13 protein-coding genes are annotated in these 18118 nt (G+C 34.7%); 5 read left to right on the plus strand and 8 right to left on the minus strand.

Going from position 1 to position 18118, the window contains the following annotated elements; all coding sequences use genetic code 11:
* Nucleotides 1-6: 6 nt before the first annotated feature.
* Complete coding sequence (locus tag AC4BC7_RS08945; protein ID WP_490502664.1) at nucleotides 7-705, minus strand: DsbA family oxidoreductase; 699 nt, start codon at nucleotides 703-705, stop codon at nucleotides 7-9.
* An 85-nt stretch (nucleotides 706-790) separates the two neighbouring features.
* Nucleotides 791-1618: an AraC family transcriptional regulator gene (locus AC4BC7_RS08950; protein WP_490502665.1), complete on the minus strand. Its 828-nt coding sequence runs from the start codon at nucleotides 1616-1618 to the stop codon at nucleotides 791-793.
* 56 nt (nucleotides 1619-1674) lie between these two features.
* On the opposite strand from AC4BC7_RS08950, the gene AC4BC7_RS08955 reads away from it, so the two are divergent.
* Nucleotides 1675-3852 carry an alpha-galactosidase gene (locus AC4BC7_RS08955; RefSeq protein WP_490502666.1) on the plus strand — a complete coding sequence of 726 codons (2178 nt, stop codon included), beginning with the start codon at nucleotides 1675-1677 and terminating at the stop codon, nucleotides 3850-3852.
* Between the two features lie 127 nt (nucleotides 3853-3979).
* Here AC4BC7_RS08955 and AC4BC7_RS08960 read toward each other — a convergent pair whose 3' ends face one another.
* Nucleotides 3980-5923, minus strand: coding sequence for a sucrose-specific PTS transporter subunit IIBC (locus AC4BC7_RS08960; protein WP_490502667.1), 1944 nt, complete (start codon nucleotides 5921-5923; stop codon nucleotides 3980-3982).
* Nucleotides 5924-6136: 213 nt separating this feature from the next.
* Here AC4BC7_RS08960 and AC4BC7_RS08965 point away from each other — a divergent pair, with 213 nt between their 5' ends.
* Both AC4BC7_RS08965 and AC4BC7_RS08970 read left to right on the plus strand, forming a co-directional pair.
* Entirely contained in the window at nucleotides 6137-7624 is a 1488-nt protein-coding gene (locus AC4BC7_RS08965; RefSeq protein ID WP_490502668.1) for a sucrose-6-phosphate hydrolase, read from the plus strand.
* Between the two features lie 12 nt (nucleotides 7625-7636).
* Nucleotides 7637-8620 carry a LacI family DNA-binding transcriptional regulator gene (locus AC4BC7_RS08970; protein ID WP_490502669.1) on the plus strand — a complete coding sequence of 328 codons (984 nt, stop codon included), beginning with the start codon at nucleotides 7637-7639 and terminating at the stop codon, nucleotides 8618-8620.
* Between the two features lie 28 nt (nucleotides 8621-8648).
* On the opposite strand, the gene AC4BC7_RS08975 is transcribed toward AC4BC7_RS08970, so the two are convergent.
* From AC4BC7_RS08975 to AC4BC7_RS08995, 5 genes are all read right to left on the minus strand, one after another.
* On the minus strand, nucleotides 8649-10397 hold the full coding sequence (locus AC4BC7_RS08975) for an alpha-amylase family glycosyl hydrolase (RefSeq protein ID WP_490502670.1): 1749 nt from the start codon (nucleotides 10395-10397) through the stop codon (nucleotides 8649-8651).
* 29 nt (nucleotides 10398-10426) lie between these two features.
* Complete coding sequence (locus AC4BC7_RS08980) at nucleotides 10427-11059, minus strand: DUF624 domain-containing protein (protein ID WP_490502671.1); 633 nt, start codon at nucleotides 11057-11059, stop codon at nucleotides 10427-10429.
* A gap of 4 nt (nucleotides 11060-11063) precedes the next feature.
* A complete protein-coding gene (locus AC4BC7_RS08985) occupies nucleotides 11064-11951 on the minus strand; it encodes a carbohydrate ABC transporter permease (protein WP_490502672.1) in 888 nt (295 codons plus the stop codon).
* A gap of 17 nt (nucleotides 11952-11968) precedes the next feature.
* A complete protein-coding gene (locus AC4BC7_RS08990; RefSeq protein ID WP_207942402.1) occupies nucleotides 11969-12883 on the minus strand; it encodes an ABC transporter permease in 915 nt (304 codons plus the stop codon).
* Between the two features lie 166 nt (nucleotides 12884-13049).
* The gene (locus AC4BC7_RS08995; protein ID WP_490502673.1) at nucleotides 13050-14720 is read right to left on the minus strand and encodes an extracellular solute-binding protein; all 1671 of its coding nucleotides are present in this window, start codon (nucleotides 14718-14720) and stop codon (nucleotides 13050-13052) included.
* A 195-nt stretch (nucleotides 14721-14915) separates the two neighbouring features.
* Between AC4BC7_RS08995 and AC4BC7_RS09000 the strand changes: the two genes are divergently transcribed.
* The gene (locus tag AC4BC7_RS09000; RefSeq protein ID WP_490502674.1) at nucleotides 14916-16412 is read left to right on the plus strand and encodes a response regulator; all 1497 of its coding nucleotides are present in this window, start codon (nucleotides 14916-14918) and stop codon (nucleotides 16410-16412) included.
* The gene (locus AC4BC7_RS09005; protein ID WP_207942405.1) at nucleotides 16402-18087 is read left to right on the plus strand and encodes a sensor histidine kinase; all 1686 of its coding nucleotides are present in this window, start codon (nucleotides 16402-16404) and stop codon (nucleotides 18085-18087) included. The genes AC4BC7_RS09000 and AC4BC7_RS09005 overlap by 11 nt, the downstream gene beginning before the upstream one ends.
* Nucleotides 18088-18118 lie beyond the last annotated feature (31 nt).

Consider the following 18118-nt stretch of genomic DNA (forward strand, 5'->3'; position numbering starts at 1 on the left):
TTTTACTTAATCACATGTCCATTTATCATTGTCAAAGTGACACGCCTCAGCATTTGTATTTATTTCCTCTAATGGTGCGCTCTCTTTTTCCATTAACGATACTAATGTTTGGATAATTACCTCTTTTGGTTGGGCGCCGCTAATTAAATATTTTCCATTCACCACTAACGCAGGTACTCCTTGTAGTCCATAAGCAGCTGCTAAAGCTAAATCTTGACGAACAGCTTCTTCTGTTTCTGGATTATTAAATTGTGCGAACCATTTTTCAAAATCAATAGAAGTTTCTTTGATTAGCGTTTCAATGACCGCACATTCTTCAATATCTAAGCTTCTAATAAACAATCCCTCTTGTAATTTGTCAAAAACTTCCCAGTAATCCTCTTGATTTCCAATCATACCAGCAGCCTTAGCAGCTAGTAACCCATTTTTAGATGTAGGAAAATCAAATGAGGTTTGCTTCATTCCTTCAATGTTAAAACGATGACGTTCATCATTTTCGTTAGCATGACTCCAGTGAGTCAATACTTCTGATTTGACCGCCTCTCTTGATCCAAACATAGCGATAAAATCTTCTGGTTCCCATCCCAAAGCATATGATTTATGGATAATTGTTAGTTCTGGCAACTCTTTTTTAATACTACGCATCCTATCAGACATAGGAAAACAAAAACTACAAATAACATCATGAAAAAATTCAATTTTCATAGATACACCTCCAATTATTTTTATTCAAAATAGCTTACTTTAAATTAGTAGTCAACTTTACCGCTCATATAGACTAGCTCACACATTATAATTTCCCTAGTATTTCTTTGCGATACCTACTGGGAGTAAATCCCATAATCCTTTTAAATACCCGAGAAAAATAATTATAATCAGAAAAACCCACTGCTTCAGCAATTTCTTTGACTGTCATCTCTTCTTGCAAATAACGTAAAGACTGTATCATTCGGTAGTTATTCAAATAATTAATCGGCGTTTGCTGATACTCCTTCTCAAAATCCCGAATAATTTTGTATTTGGAAATTTGAAAAGTTTCTTCTAAATCATCCAAAGAAAGGCTATCTTTGTAATGTGTCTCTAAATAGTCTTTGATTTGCTCTGTGATAGCAGTTTTTGTTAGTAAAACTTCTTTAATAGTTAAAAATAAATCATACGCACATCGCGAATTTACATATAACGATGGTTCTTCAATTACCAATTTATTAAGTTGTACCAACATTTGTTCGACACGTTCTTTTGAGCAGGTGCCAATTTGTATTGGCAATGATAACCACTGCAAAAATTCTTTAGAAAATTCAATATAAACAAAACTCCATTCCTCTTCACCACGATAATAAGTAAACTGATTCGGCAGTTCTGCTAAAAAGAAAGTTTGTTCGTTTAATTCATAAATTTTATTTTTTGTTGCTAAATACCCTGTACCGCTTAATGTATATTGAAAAACGACGAAAGAGTCTTGTCGTTCTTTGGCATCCCAATAATACTCTTTAGGCGAATAATCTAATCCAAAACCTTTTAAATAAGGTAACTGTTCTGTTGTTGGGGAAAAAAATCGATGGGAGAAAAAGGGACGCAATTTTGTCCTATCTTCCTCAATAATTTCGTCTTGTGTCATATTTTCCCCTCCTCTATGCTTAGTATAACGAATTTCAACTAAAAAGGAGAACCATTATGCCAATAAAATTTGATGAAAAAACACATTGCTTTCATCTAAGCAACAAACAAATGAGCTATGTCATTGGAATTGAAAAAGAATGCTATCTTACACATCGTTATTGGGGGAAAGCTTTGCCCTCTTATGCTGGTAGTAATCAATTGCAATTTATTGATCGTGGCTTTGCGACAAATCCGTTTCCAGAAGAACGTACCTTTTCACTAAATACTTTGCCCTTAGAAACAAGTACGCAAGGAAACGGCGATCACCGCATTGCAAATTATCAAATCCGTTCACAAGACGGGCATGATGTTACTGATTTCCGCTATGACTCTTATTCGATTTCAGAAAGTAAATCAGCAATTCCAGGTTTACCAAGCTTACATGCCACTGCTGATGTAACGACACTAGAAATTATTTTAAAAGATGCTGTACAACAACTAGAAATGCGTTTAATTTATACTTTATTTGAAAATTATCCCATCATCACGCGTCGAGCTGTCTACATTAATTTAAGTGAGACGACTGTCGCTTTGGAAAATGCGGGATCAATGTCTATTGATTTAGCTGAAAGTCAGTTTGATTTAATTACTTTGGATGGCTCCCATACGAATGAAGCAAACATTACACGCCAACCGATACGTTCAGGCATTCATCGAATCGAAAGCACTCGTGGGACAAGTAGTCCTCAACATCAACCGTTTGTGGCATTAACTGCTCCTTATACGTCCGAATTTCAAGGAGAAGTTTTTGCTTTTCATTTCGTTTATAGTGGTAATTTCATTGCTCAAGTAGAGCTAGAACAATATGGCACGACTCGTGTCCAATTTGGGATTCATCCTGACCACTTTGAGTGGCAATTAAAATCAAACGATGCTTTTTACACACCAGAAGTTGTCTTAAATTATTCAAATCAAGGCTTAAATGGCATGTCCCAAACCTTTCATCAGTTATATCAAGAGCATTTAGTTCCTACTAATTGGGCGCAGAAAGAACGTCCGATTCTCTTAAACACATGGGAAGCAAATTATTTCGAGTTATCTGAACAAGAATTAATTAATCAAGCACACAAAGCAGCCGAAGTTGGCATTGAATTATTTGTTTTAGATGATGGTTGGTTTGGTGAACGCCATTCTGACGATTCTTCTTTGGGGGATTGGTTTGTCAATCAAAATAAGTTACCTAATGGGATTCATGGATTAGCAAAAGAAGTGCATCGCTTAGACATGCAGTTTGGTCTATGGTTCGAGCCTGAAATGCTTTCCAAACAAAGTCAATTGTTCCAACAACATCCTGAATGGGCTCTTCAAGTTCCTAACTATCCTTTAACAGAAGGACGACAACAATTAGTACTTGACCTTAGTCGTACGGATGTACAAGATTATTTAATTATAACTTTAACTAATTATTTAAAAACTGGCGACATTGATTATATTAAGTGGGATATGAATCGGCATTTAACCGAAGTCGGTAGTTCATTTTTTGCAACTAATCAACAAAAAGAAATTGGGCATCGCTATGTACTTGGGTTGTATCGCATATTAGATGTCTTAACCAAAAAATTTCCCGATTGTTTATTTGAAAATTGTTCAAGTGGTGGCGGACGTTTTGACCCTGGTATGATGTATTATATGCCTCAAACTTGGACCAGTGATAATTCTGACGCACTTTGTCGTAGCGTCATTCAATATGGTTATAGCTACTTATATCCACCCATTATGATGGGTGCGCATGTGTCAACTACTCCCAATCATCAAGTCGGAAGAAACACACCACTGGAAACACGTGGCTGGTTAGCAATGAGTGGCAATTTGGGTTACGAGTTGGATTTACAGTCATTGTCCAAAGAAGATATTCAAGAAGTCCAACAACAGATTGCTTTTTATCAAGCCCATCGACACTTATTCCAATTTGGTAAGTTTTATCGCTTGCAAGCACCAGATACCTATTTTGCTAGTGGTTGGTTGTTTATGAATGACGAAGAAGCCATTGCTATTTATTTTAATGGTCTATCTAGACCGGCGTTACCAACTAACTATTTAAAAATGCACTATCTTGAGGCAGAAGCAATTTACGAAGATATTCACACGAACCAACAATACAGCGGAGCAGAATTAAATCAAGCTGGTGTGTTGATTCCTCGTGTCAAAGAAGATTTTCATACACATGTGTTTCATTGGAAAAAAATAGAATAATAGTAAACTAGTTTATCAGTAAGCTTGATGAACTAGTTTTTCTTATTCCATTCTAAACGTTATGAATTTCAGTCTGATTGTTAGAAAAAGCGACTTGAAAGAATACATTCTTTCAAGTCGCTTTCTATTATCTAACTTCCAAAATTTCTTCGCCTGCATCTACGCCTGTTTTTCCTAAAGGAGTGATGTCAGCATAATTTGCTGTATTAGTCACAATGACCATTACTGTGTCATCGTAACCTGCTTTTTGAATAGCTTCACGGTCAAACGTACCTAGCAAATCACCTTTTTTGACTTTATCGCCACTTTGTTTGGCTGTTGTGAAATGCTCACCTGCTAAATTGACAGTGTCAATTCCAATGTGAATTAAAATTTCAGCGCCATTATCTGATTCAATACCGTACGCATGTTTTGTCTCATAAACTACTGTCAAGGTACCATCAACTGGTGCGAAAACTTCGCCACTCACAGGTTTTACTGCAATTCCTTTGCCCATCATTTCGCTTGAAAAAACAGGATCATTAACTGTCGATAATGCGACTACTTGACCTTTCACTGGAGAGCTTACTTTTTCTGCTTTGACAGTCATTTCTGATGTTACTGGAGCTTCTGGTGTCACTACTGTTGTTCCTTCAGTTACTACTGCTACTTCTGATTCAGACATTTTCTTTTTACCGTAAACAAATGTTAAGACAAATGCTAAAACAAAACTAATCACGGCACAAATCAAGAAACTTGGTACAGATTTAGCTGCGATTGAGATGAATCCAATAATACCAGCAGGTCCCATTGATACTGATAATACATGGAACAAACCAATGAACACACTTGCAATTCCTGAAGCAATCATCGCACAAACAAATGGATATTTTAACTTCAAGTTAACCCCAAAAATTGCCGGTTCAGTAATTCCTAACATTGCTGAGATTCCCGCAGAAGATGCTAAACTTTTTTGTTTTTCATTCTTTGTAATAAAGAATATCGCAAATGTTGCGGCACCTTGTGCGATATTTGCCATTGCTGCAATTGGGAAGATAAACGATCCACCTGTTTTAGCAACGTCTGCTAACAATGTTGTCTCAATCGCCGGGAAACTTTGGTGTAAACCAGTAATAACAATTGAAGAATAGAAGGTACCAAACAATCCTAAACCAACTGCACCAGTTGTACTATATAACCAAACCAATGCATCTGTTAAACCATCAGAAACGGTCCGCATTACAGGTCCAACAATGGTAAAAGTTAAAAATCCAGTAATAATTACTGCTAGCATTGGCGTAAAGGTAAAGTCAAATACTTTAGGAATTCTTTTATGAAAGAAGTTTTCCAAATTAGCCAAAATGTAAGAAACTGCTAGAACTGGTAAAACAGAACCTTGATAACCAGCTTGTGCAACTTGTAAACCGAAGATATTCCAATAAGGCATGGTTCCTTCAGCAATTGCATTTGCTACGCCATAACCGTTTACCAAATCTGGCATAACCATAGCCATGGCCATGGCTGCTCCTAAATATCCATTCCCACCAAAACGTTGTGTTGCTGAAAATCCTACTAATATTGGTAAGAAAGCAAATGGTGCCGACGCTAATAAATTAATAATACTTGCAAAATCGTTAAATGCCGGAAACATTTCTACAACTGATTGGGGTCCAAATAAACCTTGTGACGTTAATACATTGTTAATCGCCATTAACAAACCGCCAGCAACTAAAGCTGGAATTAATGGGACAAAAATATCTGATAATACTTTAGCCATCGCCATGATCGGATTCGATTTTTTCCCGCTGCTAGCGATTTCTTTCAAATCATCCGTTGATGCTTCTTTGACACCAGTAGCTTGGACGATTTCTGCATACACTTTGTTTACATCACCAGGTCCAATAATGATTTGATACTGTCCATTTGTTTCAAACGTTCCTTTCACATCATCGTTGTTATCCAGTGCATTTTGATCGATTTTACTTGAATCTCTCAAAACTAAACGCAGGCGCGTTGCACAATGGGCCGCTGCAACCAGATTATCTTCTCCGACTGCTTCAATCACTTCTAACGCAACTTTTTTGTGATCCATTTTATTTCCTCCTCGAATGTAATCGCTTTTTCTGATTTTTATTATAACGCATTAACCAGAATTGTCAAACGTTTATCAAAATAAATTTTATGTTTTTTTAGAAAACGCAATCTTTATTGATTTATAAATGTTAATTGAATTGTCATCCGTTTGACAAAATGAACAAAAAAAGCTATCTTTAAAGCAAGAATAATTAAAAGGAGCTTATTGATAATGAATGAATGGACAACTGAAATGAGGTATCGCCCATATGGACAATGGGATAAAGATTATTCACAAAAATTAATTACAGCTAAAAAAAATTCTCCCTGGCATATGAACTATCATATCCAACCAAACTCTGGATTATTAAATGATCCAAATGGTTTTTCTTATTTTAATGGTCGTTGGCATTTGTTTTACCAGCTATATCCATTCGGTCCAGTTCATGGGTTAAAGTCTTGGTATCACCTTTCTTCCACTAATTTAGTAGATTGGAAAGATGAAGGATATGGTTTACTTCCAGATAATCCGTATGACAGTCATGGCGTTTATTCAGGAACAGCTTTACCTGTTGGCGATCAATTACTACTAGCCTACACTGGAAATGTTCGTGGAGAAAATTGGGAACGCGCTTCTTATCAAATGGGTGCTTGGATGGACAAAAATAATCAAGTGACAAAGATTGAACAACCTTTCATTCCAGCTCCGCCTAAAGGCTACACGACTCATTTTCGTGACCCACAAGTCATTCCCTATGAAAAAGGCTATTTATTAGTGATTGGTGCACAAAATGATCAAGAAGAAGGGAAAGTATTGGTCTACCAAAGTGCTGATTTAACAGATTGGTGCTTATTAGGAGAACTAGACTTTACCAAAGAATCAATGGGTTTTATGGTTGAATGTCCCAACTTAGTTTTTATTGACGAACGACCTGTGTTACTGTTTTGTCCTCAAGGAATGGCGCAATCTGTGACACCTTATGATAATATTTATCCAAATATGGTAGTCATTGGCGATGCTTTTGATAGTGACGATGTAAAACTCATCAATCCACAACCGTTACAAAACTTAGATTATGGATTTGATATCTATGCTACTCAAGCGTTTAACGCTCCTGATGGACGTGTATTAAGTGTTGGTTGGGCCGGTTTACCCGAATTAGAGTATCCAACAGATGAAGAAGGCTGGGCACATTGCTTAAGTCTCGTACGTGAATTAACAATTAAAGACAATCATTTGTATCAATTACCTGTAGCAGAACACAAAGAGTTACGTCAAAAGCAAACAGCCTTAAAAGGCACAATCGGTCTCCAACAAGCACTTGTTGAAAATACAACTAATTGCTATGAATTAGAAATAACTTTACCAGCAAATAGTGAAGGGGTTCTTTCTTTCTTTACAGATGAACAAAATAACTACCAGTTAGCGCTTCATTTTGACACAAAAAATGGTAAGATAACCTTAGACCGTTCCCAAATGAGCTTACCTTTAAACGAAAAATTTGGTACAACACGCACAGTTGAACTTACTCAAAGCCGTGCATTGAAATTACAAGTATTTGCCGATCAATCTATTTGCGAAATTTTCGTTAATGATGGTGAATATGCCTTAACCTCACGTGTTTTCCCACAAACAGGCGAAACACAGCTCTTTATCGAAGGCACTCAAGGTGAATATACTGGTAATTACTGGGAGTTACGGTCATCATCACAAAATTAAGGAGTCCAAACGATGGCAATTAAACTCACAGATGTTGCAAAAAAAGCAGGTGTTTCACCAACAACTGTTTCACGTGTGATTAATAACTACGGTTCATTAAGCCAAAAAACAATTGATAAAGTCCATGCGGCAATGAAAGAGTTAAATTATCAACCAAATTCATTAGCACGTTCACTTCAAGGGAAAAATACCCAACTAATTGGATTAATCTTTCCAACCGTTGCAAACCCCTTTTTTGGTGAATTAGTTGAAAAGCTTGAAACTAAATTTTTTGAGCGCGGCTACAAATCCATTTTATGTGACAGTGCCAATAATAAAGAAAAAGAACAAGCCTATTTAAATATGCTTGCAGCGAATAAAGTCGATGGAATTATCGCTGGGGCTCATAATCTAGGTATCAAAGAATATGAACAAGTCGATTTGCCGATTGTTTCTTTTGACCGAGCCTTAGCAGACAGCATTCCCATTGTGGGTGGCGATAATTATCAAGGCGGTTATTTGGCAACAGAATACCTATTTTCACAAGGGGCTAAAAAAATTGGGATTATTACTGGTAGCAACGCGTCTGATTCCCCCACAAATAATCGACTCCATGGCTATCGTGATTTTCTCAAAACAAAAAATTTAACCGAGCATGTCTATCGTTTTGAATCATTTGAACACTCTCTCGCCTTAAAAACGATGCGCCTTAAACGAATCTTGGAAGAAGAAGATGTTGATAGCTTATTTTGTACAGATGATTTAACGGCAATTCTTGTTTATAATCTGTGTCAAGAAATGCAACGAGATATTCCAAAAGAATTAAAATTAATTGGTTATGATGGTACCCGCTTTATACAGAATTACTTTCCCCAATTAACAACTGTTGGACAACCCATTGATGAATTAGCTGAATTACTTGTGGAATTATTGATTCAGCGCATCAACTATCCAGATAAACAACTCGAATCTGCCTATAAATTACCGGTTAAAGTCTTACCCAGTCAAACAACATAAAAAAGGATGAGCGAAGTTTACACTTTGCTCATCCTTTTTGTATTTCCAAAATTAATACACCGCCTTGTACAGTCTGATCTTTTTCAATCATCCATTGTGTCTTGTTTAGCTCATGGATACTAAATTCCTGTTGTTGATTTATTGTTTTATTTCCAAAAAGAACGGTTACTTGATTCTTATTCGTAGAAAGAACTTGACTAAAATCAAAGGTAATAGTAACTGCTCGGTCGATATTTGGATTAGCCGCTACTACAATTATCCGTTGCTCGTCTTGATAATAATAGGGCGTTGGTAAAATCTCTTCGCTAGAATAATCAATCGTTGCATACGGCATTATCGCTTCTTTCATCCTATAACCATGTATTAAATGAGAATATTTATGTCGAATAGCAATGAGTCGTTTTACATCCTGAAACATCGCATTTTTTAAGGAATCATTTAGTTGTTCCCAATCCAACCAATTTCCATATAACCAGCGAGCACCTGTAGTTACACCATCACCAAATAAATTGGGCGACAAATTTGGCAATGGTCGATAGTCTGCATTGAATTCTTCTCCCGCCATGAAAACGGGCACTCCAGGTGAAAGTAATCCCACATATCCCATCAAATAGCGACTACCTTGGGCACAATAAGGATTTTCATTACTAGGAAAACCAATCCAGCCACCGTCATGACAACTGATTTGTGTCGATAAAAGTTGTCCGTCTTGAATTCTTATTGGAAACTCTAGCTGTAATTCATTTTTATCTTTTTTTACTGTGATTCGGAAATCCACTTCAATAATTCCCTCTAATTCTATATTGCTGTTCCACAATTGACCAATAGTATCCTTTAGTTGAATATTTTCAATTTTCTTTTCTTCAAAATAGTTTTTTATTGTTAGTTTGCCAATTTGATTTTCATACATAACGTCTCCGATAACACACGTCTGCCTTTCATATCCTTCCCAAAATATTTCGGGAACACGTTCTTTTTCATACCAATGATTCTCTTGACTATCTTGAACCGTTCCATCTTTATAAAAAATTTTTAGCGTATAATTCTCTCCTAAACGTTGTTGTCTATCCTTAAAATAACCAATTGGATCATGAAGAATTCTAGAGGACTTATTTAACCCATAATTATGAGAAATAGCTTCACCGTGTTGCAACATGTCTACAACTCCTCGAATTGCAGGACCATTTTCTGCAATAATCGCAATGTCCTTACCAATCGCTTTAGACTTATGACGAATTTTTGCCCATAAATCATTGCGGTAATGGGCAACATCTAAACGAAAACCATCTACATCAAAATCTCTCACATAGCGAAACCAGGTTTCAATCCACCATTCATCTAAATCAGGATGATCTCCATACCAGTCATAATCAAACATTCCCCAAGATTCAGCATTAAACCAATTTGGGTGTTCCATTACAAGTGGACTTGTTTTCATTACACCATGTGTGATAACGTCTAGAAAAACTTTGATTCCTGCTTCGTGCGCTGTTTCAATGAATGTTCTGAATTCAACTTCACTTCCTAAACTTTCATCTAATCGATCAGGTCGAATACAAGCATATTCCGTCCATATATTAAAAAAGTGTTTCTCATCACACCACTGATGTCCAGACAACCAAATAGCATTAATACCTAACTCTTTTAAATATGATATTTTCTTTGTTAAAGAAGCAAATGTTCCTGATTGTGGTCCATTAGGCGACGTAAAATTTTTAGTAGCAATTTCATAAATAACTAAATGCTTCAAATAATCCGGGGTATCTACTATAGTCATTGAAAAAACTCCTTCTCGTAATAAATAATCTAATTTGTTTGTTTTACAACTTTATCAAAAATAGCCAACAATAAATAGGTTCTTAAAAAATGAATAAAACTAATACCAAGAAAGCAACTCATATACATTCCAAAAACAAACGCATACGGAGACAACACCATCACAAAAATTGGTGCCAGCCAAACGCCTATTAAAAATAAACTACTAATTGGATAACGCAACAGTAATTTCAACAAATTACGTAGCATTTGCTTCAATGAATCATCAAAACGAGAAAGATAAAAAAAAGCATATTGAGAAATATTCATTACTAACAAGGTTACCAAACCTAGACCGACTATAAGCCAACTATGCAATTGCTGAAAATGAACGACGTAATTCCAATTGATAATTAAAATGCTACTAATGACTAATAATATTCCCCACACCATCGTACTTTGTTTAAAATTCTTTTTAAAAGACGAGATAAACGTAGTTGTAAGATGTGTTTCATTTTTGGTAATCATTCGTGTAGTTACTGTAAAACCTGCTGTTTGCGCAGCACCAATGGTAACCAGTGGCAAACTAAAAATCAGAATCAAAAAGTTTAGTAGTAATAAATGCCAAATTTTCATCATCACTCGATAAAATAACCCATCTATTCGAAATATATTTTCTATCATCTCTCTACTCCTTCACTGCTCCAACAACAATTCCTTGCACAAAATATTTTTGTAAAAACGGATAAATAACTAACAATGGCACAATTGCTACCACTATTTTAGCTGCATTTAAGTTACGATCAGAAACAACTAACAAGCTTTGTAGTTGTTCTGTAGATAATCCAGCTGCATTTTGAAGTGTTTCTGCAATGTTGACTGATAACGATTGAATATAGGTCATAAGAGGATAGTTTTCAATCTTTGTCATATAAATTAATCCACCAAAGAAATCATTCCAACTACCTACAATACTAAACAAGGAAACTGTCGCTAATGAAGGCAAGGAAATGGGAATATAAATCTTTAATAAAACATCCCAAGCATTGGCGCCATCTAACAAAGCTGATTCTTCCAATGATTTAGGCACACCACGGAAAAAATTCATGACTAAAATCATACTCCCTATTGGAACTGCACCTGGTAAAATCAAAGACCAAATACTGTTAATTAAGCCTAGATTACGTACAATTAAATAGGTCGGAATCATTCCACCATTAAATAACATCGCAAAAATAATCAGACTCATAAAAAATTTTCTAGAATAAAATACTTTTGCTGATTTAGATAATGGATAAGCCAATGTAACAATTAAAATGATATTCAGTACCAACGTAACCAGTACACGAAACACAGAAATCCCAAAAGAACGCCAAAATTGGGTATCATTCACAATTCTTTCATAGGCTGCCCATGTCAATTCTACCGGCCATAATCCGACACGATTTCCTGCTACTGCTTGTGAGCTACTCAACGACAACGCTAAAACATTTAATAACGGAATCAAGCAAGATAATGTTAATAAAATGACAATAGTGTAAATAATCAATTGGCGTACACCAAATTTTTCCTTCATAAAACACCCTCCTTTAATTAGAACATCACACGATTAGTCGCTTTTTCTGCAATCTTATTAGAAGTTAAAATTAATACTAACCCAATAATTGAACGAATTAATCCGACTGCTGCTCCTAAACTATAGTCTCTACCAATTAGACCGATTCGATAGATATACGTATCTAAAACATCACCACTTGCATAAACAGGAGGGGAGTATAGATTGTATACTTGATCAAATCCTGCACTTAAAATATTTGGCAAAGCTAAAATTGTCATTAAAATGATAAAGGGCATCATTCCTGGTAATGTGACGTGACGCACTTTTTGACCCCAATTTGCCCCATCCATTGTAGCTGCTTCATATAAACCTGGATCAATCGACGTAATCGCTGCTAAGAAAATAATTGAATTATAGCCAAATCCTTTCCAAACATCCGTCCAAATTAACAAATGAGGAAACACTTTGTTGCTTCCTAAAAAATTTATAGAATCCAACCCTAAATTGGTTAAAATTTGATTGACAGTGCCATCCAAATTAAATAAATTCACTACGACAGATGCCAAAATAACCCAAGATAGAAAATGTGGGAGATAGACAATCGTTTGCATAGATTTTTTCATCCACTTCACACGAATTTCATTTAATAAAATAGCAAATACGATTGGGATAATCGTATTAAAAATAATTTTTCCTACTGCAATAAAAACTGTATTATAGGTAACTTGCCAAATATCAGGAAGATTGAGTATGTATTTAAAATTATCAAACCACACAAATTCAGAATTTAAAAAACCTCGTGCAGGTACAAAATCTTGAAAGGCCATAACCAACCCAAACATTGGTGCATATGAAAAAACAGCTAAAAAAATCAATCCAGGAGTAATCATTGCTAAAAATAGCCATTGGTCTTTCGCAAACCAAGTTTTATTTTCTTTTTTTCTCTTCATAGTTTTCTCCTCTACTTGTTTTGATAAAGAAGAGACTGAGACATAAGTCACAACAAGATAAAGTAACCGAATAATACGAAGCGAAAAATAGAGTCGCTATGTTCTACGTAGTTCGGATAGTTCACTGTTAACTAGACGTATGTTACAGCCTCACTTCCAGACATAATTAGTTATTTTCTTTGATAATTGTACTCATTTCATCTAAAATCGCCTGACCACCTTGTTGATTCCATTTTTCTACATACCCATCAAAGTTATCCATTGATTCTTCACCAGTAACAAATTTGATAAAGGTTTCTTCCTCTATCTTCGCTACTTGAGCACCATTTCGTTCATTTGCTTTAATTTTTTCAAAGATAGCAATCGGATGTACTTCATTAAAACTTCCATTTTGTCGAACACCATTCATCACATTATCTACGGCTAGCAAACGGGAAGCGTAAACTGCCCAATCAGTTGGATCTGCTTCTTTCGGATTGTCTAGATAGGATTTGATTTTATTGGCATTATTTCTAACGGTAAAACTATCAATATCCTCAATATTAGTTTCTCCTAAAGCAGCATCCGAGGCTGCCACTGCATCATCGATTTCACTTAAGTTTTTAAACATCTCAATATTGACTGGACGAACAGAGCCATCCACAGCTTGCTGCATGTATTGATAAATTTCTGGAAACTCATTTTCAATATCTTTTGAATTAGCTACTTCATCAAAAAGTAAATCAATCATTTCTACAACAAGTTCTGGTTTTTCAAATCCCTTGCGTACAACTACGAAATTGCCAACACCTGGTTTAGCAACACCATTTACTTTGCCATCTTTGTCTTCAATTGCAAAAGGGGTAAATTCTGCCTCTGAATTTGTTGTTCTAGCTTGAACTAAAGCCCAGTCTGGCATATGCCATGGTCCAGGAATAATTCCTAACTCACCATTAACCATCATTGCATTAATGTCATCATATGTTCTTGTCCCAAATTGAGAATCTAATACACCTTCATCAAACCAATTTTTTAAATGAGTTAACCCTTCTTTCATTTCAGACGTGTTCGAACCATAAACTAACTCGCCTTTTTCATTTTCTAAATACGTTTTAGGATACGCATTAAAAGCATTTAAAATAGCCGTAGCAGTATAACCTGAACCACCATGATTATCTGATGTTAGCCAATTGGCAAAGGCAATTCCTTTAGTTTGCCCAGTGCCACCCGCATCTTTTTCCTGAAAAGCTTTAGCTGTTGCTTCTAATTCATCTAAAGTAATAGCTTGGTTCCCATCTTCATCCAACTTGATGTTTAATTTATCTAACCAGTCTTGGCGAACCCATACTAAGTTTGGTCCAAAATCATTTGCTGTTCCAGGTAAAGCCATCAAACGATCATCAATCGTCGCTGCATCGAGTTGAACATTATCAAATGATTGATAAATTTCTTTAATATACTCACTGGCATGTTCTTCATAAATATCAGTCAAATCAGCAATTAGATCGTTATCGGCTAATTCTTCTAATTCATCTCGTCCTACTACCATCATATCGGGAATATCTCCTGAAGCAATTGCCAACGAAACTTGACGATTATAATCATCTCCATTCGCTTCAAAAGAACTTTCTAATTCAACACCTAATTTTTCCTTAACTAAACGACGATAGGCATTATCACTGTAACTATCACCTTGAGGTAATTTTGAATTTGGAGCTGTTTGTTGTCCTACAGTCATAATAATATCCCCATCTTGATTCGTAGGTGCTTCTTCTGCCTTTTCCCCACCACAAGCGGTTAAAACTAGCGGTGTAATTGCTAAAAGTGAAAATAAAGTTTTCTTTTTCCAACTTTTCATTTTTGTATCCCTCCGTTATTTGATAATACAAGTATACGCAATCGTTTTCATCGCATAAATAGCACATTTTCCATTTTTATAAAACAAATTCCATAACATGAAGCGCTTTCAAAAAGAATCTTCATTCTTATTTGTAGGAACAAGCAATTCAGACTATACTTTTAATTGTTCAACTAGTTTTTAGGAGGTTTTCACATGTACCATGTATTAATTGCGGATGATCATTTCGATCAACGTGAACTACTATACTTTCTTTTAGAAAAACATTCAACCCAGTGGATAATTTATGAAGCCATTAATGGCAAAGAAGCACTTGATATTTTTGCTAAGCAACAAATTGATTTATTGATTACCGATGTACAAATGCCTTTTACAACAGGAATTGAACTGGCTGAAACAATTCGGAAAAAACATCAACAATTACCCATATTATTTATTAGTGGCTACGATGACTTTGCTTACGCTAAAAAAGCACTTGATTTACAAGCAGTCAATTATCTTCTAAAACCTATTAATCCAGAAGAATTTTATTTACAGCTAGATAAATTAGTTACGTCTATCAAAAAAACAAAAATTGAAAACACACAACAACAACGGATTAATCAGCAAGATTTATTAATCAAATTATTTAGTGGGATTTCTTTTGAAAAATTAACTGTAGAAGAACAGGCTCTTGCTTTTCCTCTACTTACAAAAACGACGTATCTGCTAACGATCGACAGCAACCATGATGAAGCAGCAAAGTTGGAAAATTTTCTTTATCTCTATGTAGAAGATGCTGTATTGATTCGAACAAGTTTAACACGCTTTGTTTACTTACTCTCCGTTTCTACTTTCCATGAGGCTGTCTTAAAAAAACGCGAGTTGGTACAACAGCTTCAAAAAGACTTAGGAATTGAAGTAACTCTTGAATTATCCCAACGTATTCATAAAGCTGTGGATATTTACCAAGTTTATCAACAGCATAATGAACAAATTACTAAGAAATTCTATCAAATAGATAGTCATCCTACATTAGGATTAGCGTTACCTACCAAAGATATTGTCAAAGAGGAAAATATTTTAAATGAAATAAAAAACACTATCCATCTTCAAGATTTTGAAGCTCTTCAAAAGCAAATGAGTTTTTTATTTTCACAGTATGAACAAGCTGCTAGCGAAACACCCAGTATTGTAAAATTTTTCTTTGCTACAGTGTATCGTAATATTGTCGAACTTATAGCAATTTCCCCTATGGAAGTTCGAGCTGGTTTGGAACTAATACTGGAAGCCACCACCTTTGAACAAATACCAAAAGCATTCACAAAATTGCTCCAACTGGCACAAAAACGATTGAATGATTTGAATAAGACGACCAACGAATATGTTCGTGAAACAAAAAACTATATGTGGAATCATTATCAAGAAGACTTAAATTTAGAAATTTTAGCTAACAATGTTCATCTTGCACCTAAATATTTAAGTGATTTGTTCAAGCGAGAAGAAAAAATTGGAATTACGAAATATTTAAATGAACTACGAATGGAAAAAGCAAAAGAGTTACTCATCCATTCTCATCATCGTATTCGTGAGATTAGTCAATTAGTAGGTTTTAACAGTCATTCGTATTTTATTAAAAGTTTTCAAAAATATACTGGAGTGACACCAGAACGCTTTCGAAAAATAAAGGGGAAAATTGAAAATGAAAACTAAATTCAAAGTTTTTTTCCAGAACTTGTCTTTTCAAAGAAAAATTATTGTGATTTCTTTTGCAGCAAGTCTTTTCCCATTACTCTTGCTTACTTTTTTCAGTATAGGAACGATTCAACATTTTATTATTGAACGTGAAAAATCGAATAATCAAGATAATCTGACAGCTACGTATCAACAGATTAATTTGCGATTAACTACTTATGAAGAAGCCATTGCTTTTTTAACAAGTTCTCAATTTTTAATTGATGAATTATCCATTGAAAATCCAAGCAATTTTGAACAATATGACTTATATACCAATACAATTGTCCCTTTATTTCGCAGTATTTATTCACAACAAGATACTATTGCTAATATTACCTTATATACTTCCATTAATTTGTACGATCATGGAAAATATGTCAAAAAAATAGTTCCTGGTGATATTACTTCAAAATTCAAATTAAATAATACGACCAACATTTCTTATTTTTTTGATAATAAACAGAATCAAATTTATTTATACAGTCAACTGTTTTCTGCTAAGAACACGGACACCAATATTATTGTTTTCCAGCTATCACCAGAAGTTATTTTTGATAATCTAGATAATATATCCAACGAACCTTATCTTTTAACAATCACTAATGCAAAAAAAGAAAACTTATTTCAATTCTCTAATGAACAACCTGAACAATTAGGCTTTATTTCTCGTTTGATGCAAACGCTTAACCAATCACAAATTAAAAATCAAAAACAATTAAAAAATGATTGGATAATTACCTTTTCACGACCAATGTACTCTGTTTATAATGGTGTACTTCTGCTAGCTTCTGTGGCATGTTTGATTTTTTTATTTGCGATTATCATGTTGAGTTTATCCATCATTGGTTTATCTAAGACAGTTGTTGCACCTATTCAAAAATTAGCGAATCAAATGAATGATTCACCAGAGAATACTTTGAATCTAAAACCTACCTATCAATCAAATGATGAAATAGGCAAACTCTATCAAAGTTTCTACCAGATGATTCAGCAAATCCAAGAACTTATCAATAGAGTCTATAAATCTGAAATCAAACAACAAAAACACGAGCTACGTGCATTACAAGCTCAAATTAATCCTCATTTTTTCTATAATTCTTTGTCCTTAATTAATAACAAAGCCTTATTGACGGGTAATCAAGAAATTAGTGAGATGGCACAGCTACTTTCTCAATTTTATCGTTTAAGCTTAAATAATGGTAAAAGCCGCTTATCGGTTGCTAAAGAATTAGAATTGACGATTACCTACGCAAAAATCCAATTAAAAATGCACAATCATTCTTTTGATTTAGCAATCGATGTAGACGAAGAAATTAAACAATATGAAATTATTACTTTATTGATTCAACCATTTGTTGAAAATGCCATCTTTCATGGAATTGATCATATTGAAGATGACCGGCGTGGTAAATTGACCATTCGTGGCAAAGTTTTAAATAATCATTTACAATTTGAAATTAGCGACAATGGGCGAGGAATGACAGCTGAGCAAACTGCCACTATTTTAACTCACCAAGGAAAACATTATGGGATTCAAAATGTTAAACAACGAATCTCTTTATATTATGGAGTTAAAGAGGCTATTGTTTATACGTCCAAGTTAAATGTTGGAACGACTGTACGTATTATTTTACCTAAGTACACAACATAAAAAAGGCTGAGCAAAGTGTAAACTTCGCTCA

The organism is Enterococcus sp. AMC1623 (assembly GCF_058216495.1).

Coding starts and splice junctions, on each gene's coding strand:
- AC4BC7_RS08945 (WP_490502664.1), bottom strand. CDS start 705: ATGAAAATTGAATTTTTTCATGATGTTATTTGTAGTTTTTGTTTTCCT.
- AC4BC7_RS08950 (WP_490502665.1), bottom strand. CDS start 1,618: ATGACACAAGACGAAATTATTGAGGAAGATAGGACAAAATTGCGTCCC.
- AC4BC7_RS08955 (WP_490502666.1), top strand. CDS start 1,675: ATGCCAATAAAATTTGATGAAAAAACACATTGCTTTCATCTAAGCAAC.
- AC4BC7_RS08960 (WP_490502667.1), bottom strand. CDS start 5,923: ATGGATCACAAAAAAGTTGCGTTAGAAGTGATTGAAGCAGTCGGAGAA.
- AC4BC7_RS08965 (WP_490502668.1), top strand. CDS start 6,137: ATGAATGAATGGACAACTGAAATGAGGTATCGCCCATATGGACAATGG.
- AC4BC7_RS08970 (WP_490502669.1), top strand. CDS start 7,637: ATGGCAATTAAACTCACAGATGTTGCAAAAAAAGCAGGTGTTTCACCA.
- AC4BC7_RS08975 (WP_490502670.1), bottom strand. CDS start 10,397: ATGACTATAGTAGATACCCCGGATTATTTGAAGCATTTAGTTATTTAT.
- AC4BC7_RS08980 (WP_490502671.1), bottom strand. CDS start 11,059: ATGATAGAAAATATATTTCGAATAGATGGGTTATTTTATCGAGTGATG.
- AC4BC7_RS08985 (WP_490502672.1), bottom strand. CDS start 11,951: ATGAAGGAAAAATTTGGTGTACGCCAATTGATTATTTACACTATTGTC.
- AC4BC7_RS08990 (WP_207942402.1), bottom strand. CDS start 12,883: ATGAAGAGAAAAAAAGAAAATAAAACTTGGTTTGCGAAAGACCAATGG.
- AC4BC7_RS08995 (WP_490502673.1), bottom strand. CDS start 14,720: ATGAAAAGTTGGAAAAAGAAAACTTTATTTTCACTTTTAGCAATTACA.
- AC4BC7_RS09000 (WP_490502674.1), top strand. CDS start 14,916: ATGTACCATGTATTAATTGCGGATGATCATTTCGATCAACGTGAACTA.
- AC4BC7_RS09005 (WP_207942405.1), top strand. CDS start 16,402: ATGAAAACTAAATTCAAAGTTTTTTTCCAGAACTTGTCTTTTCAAAGA.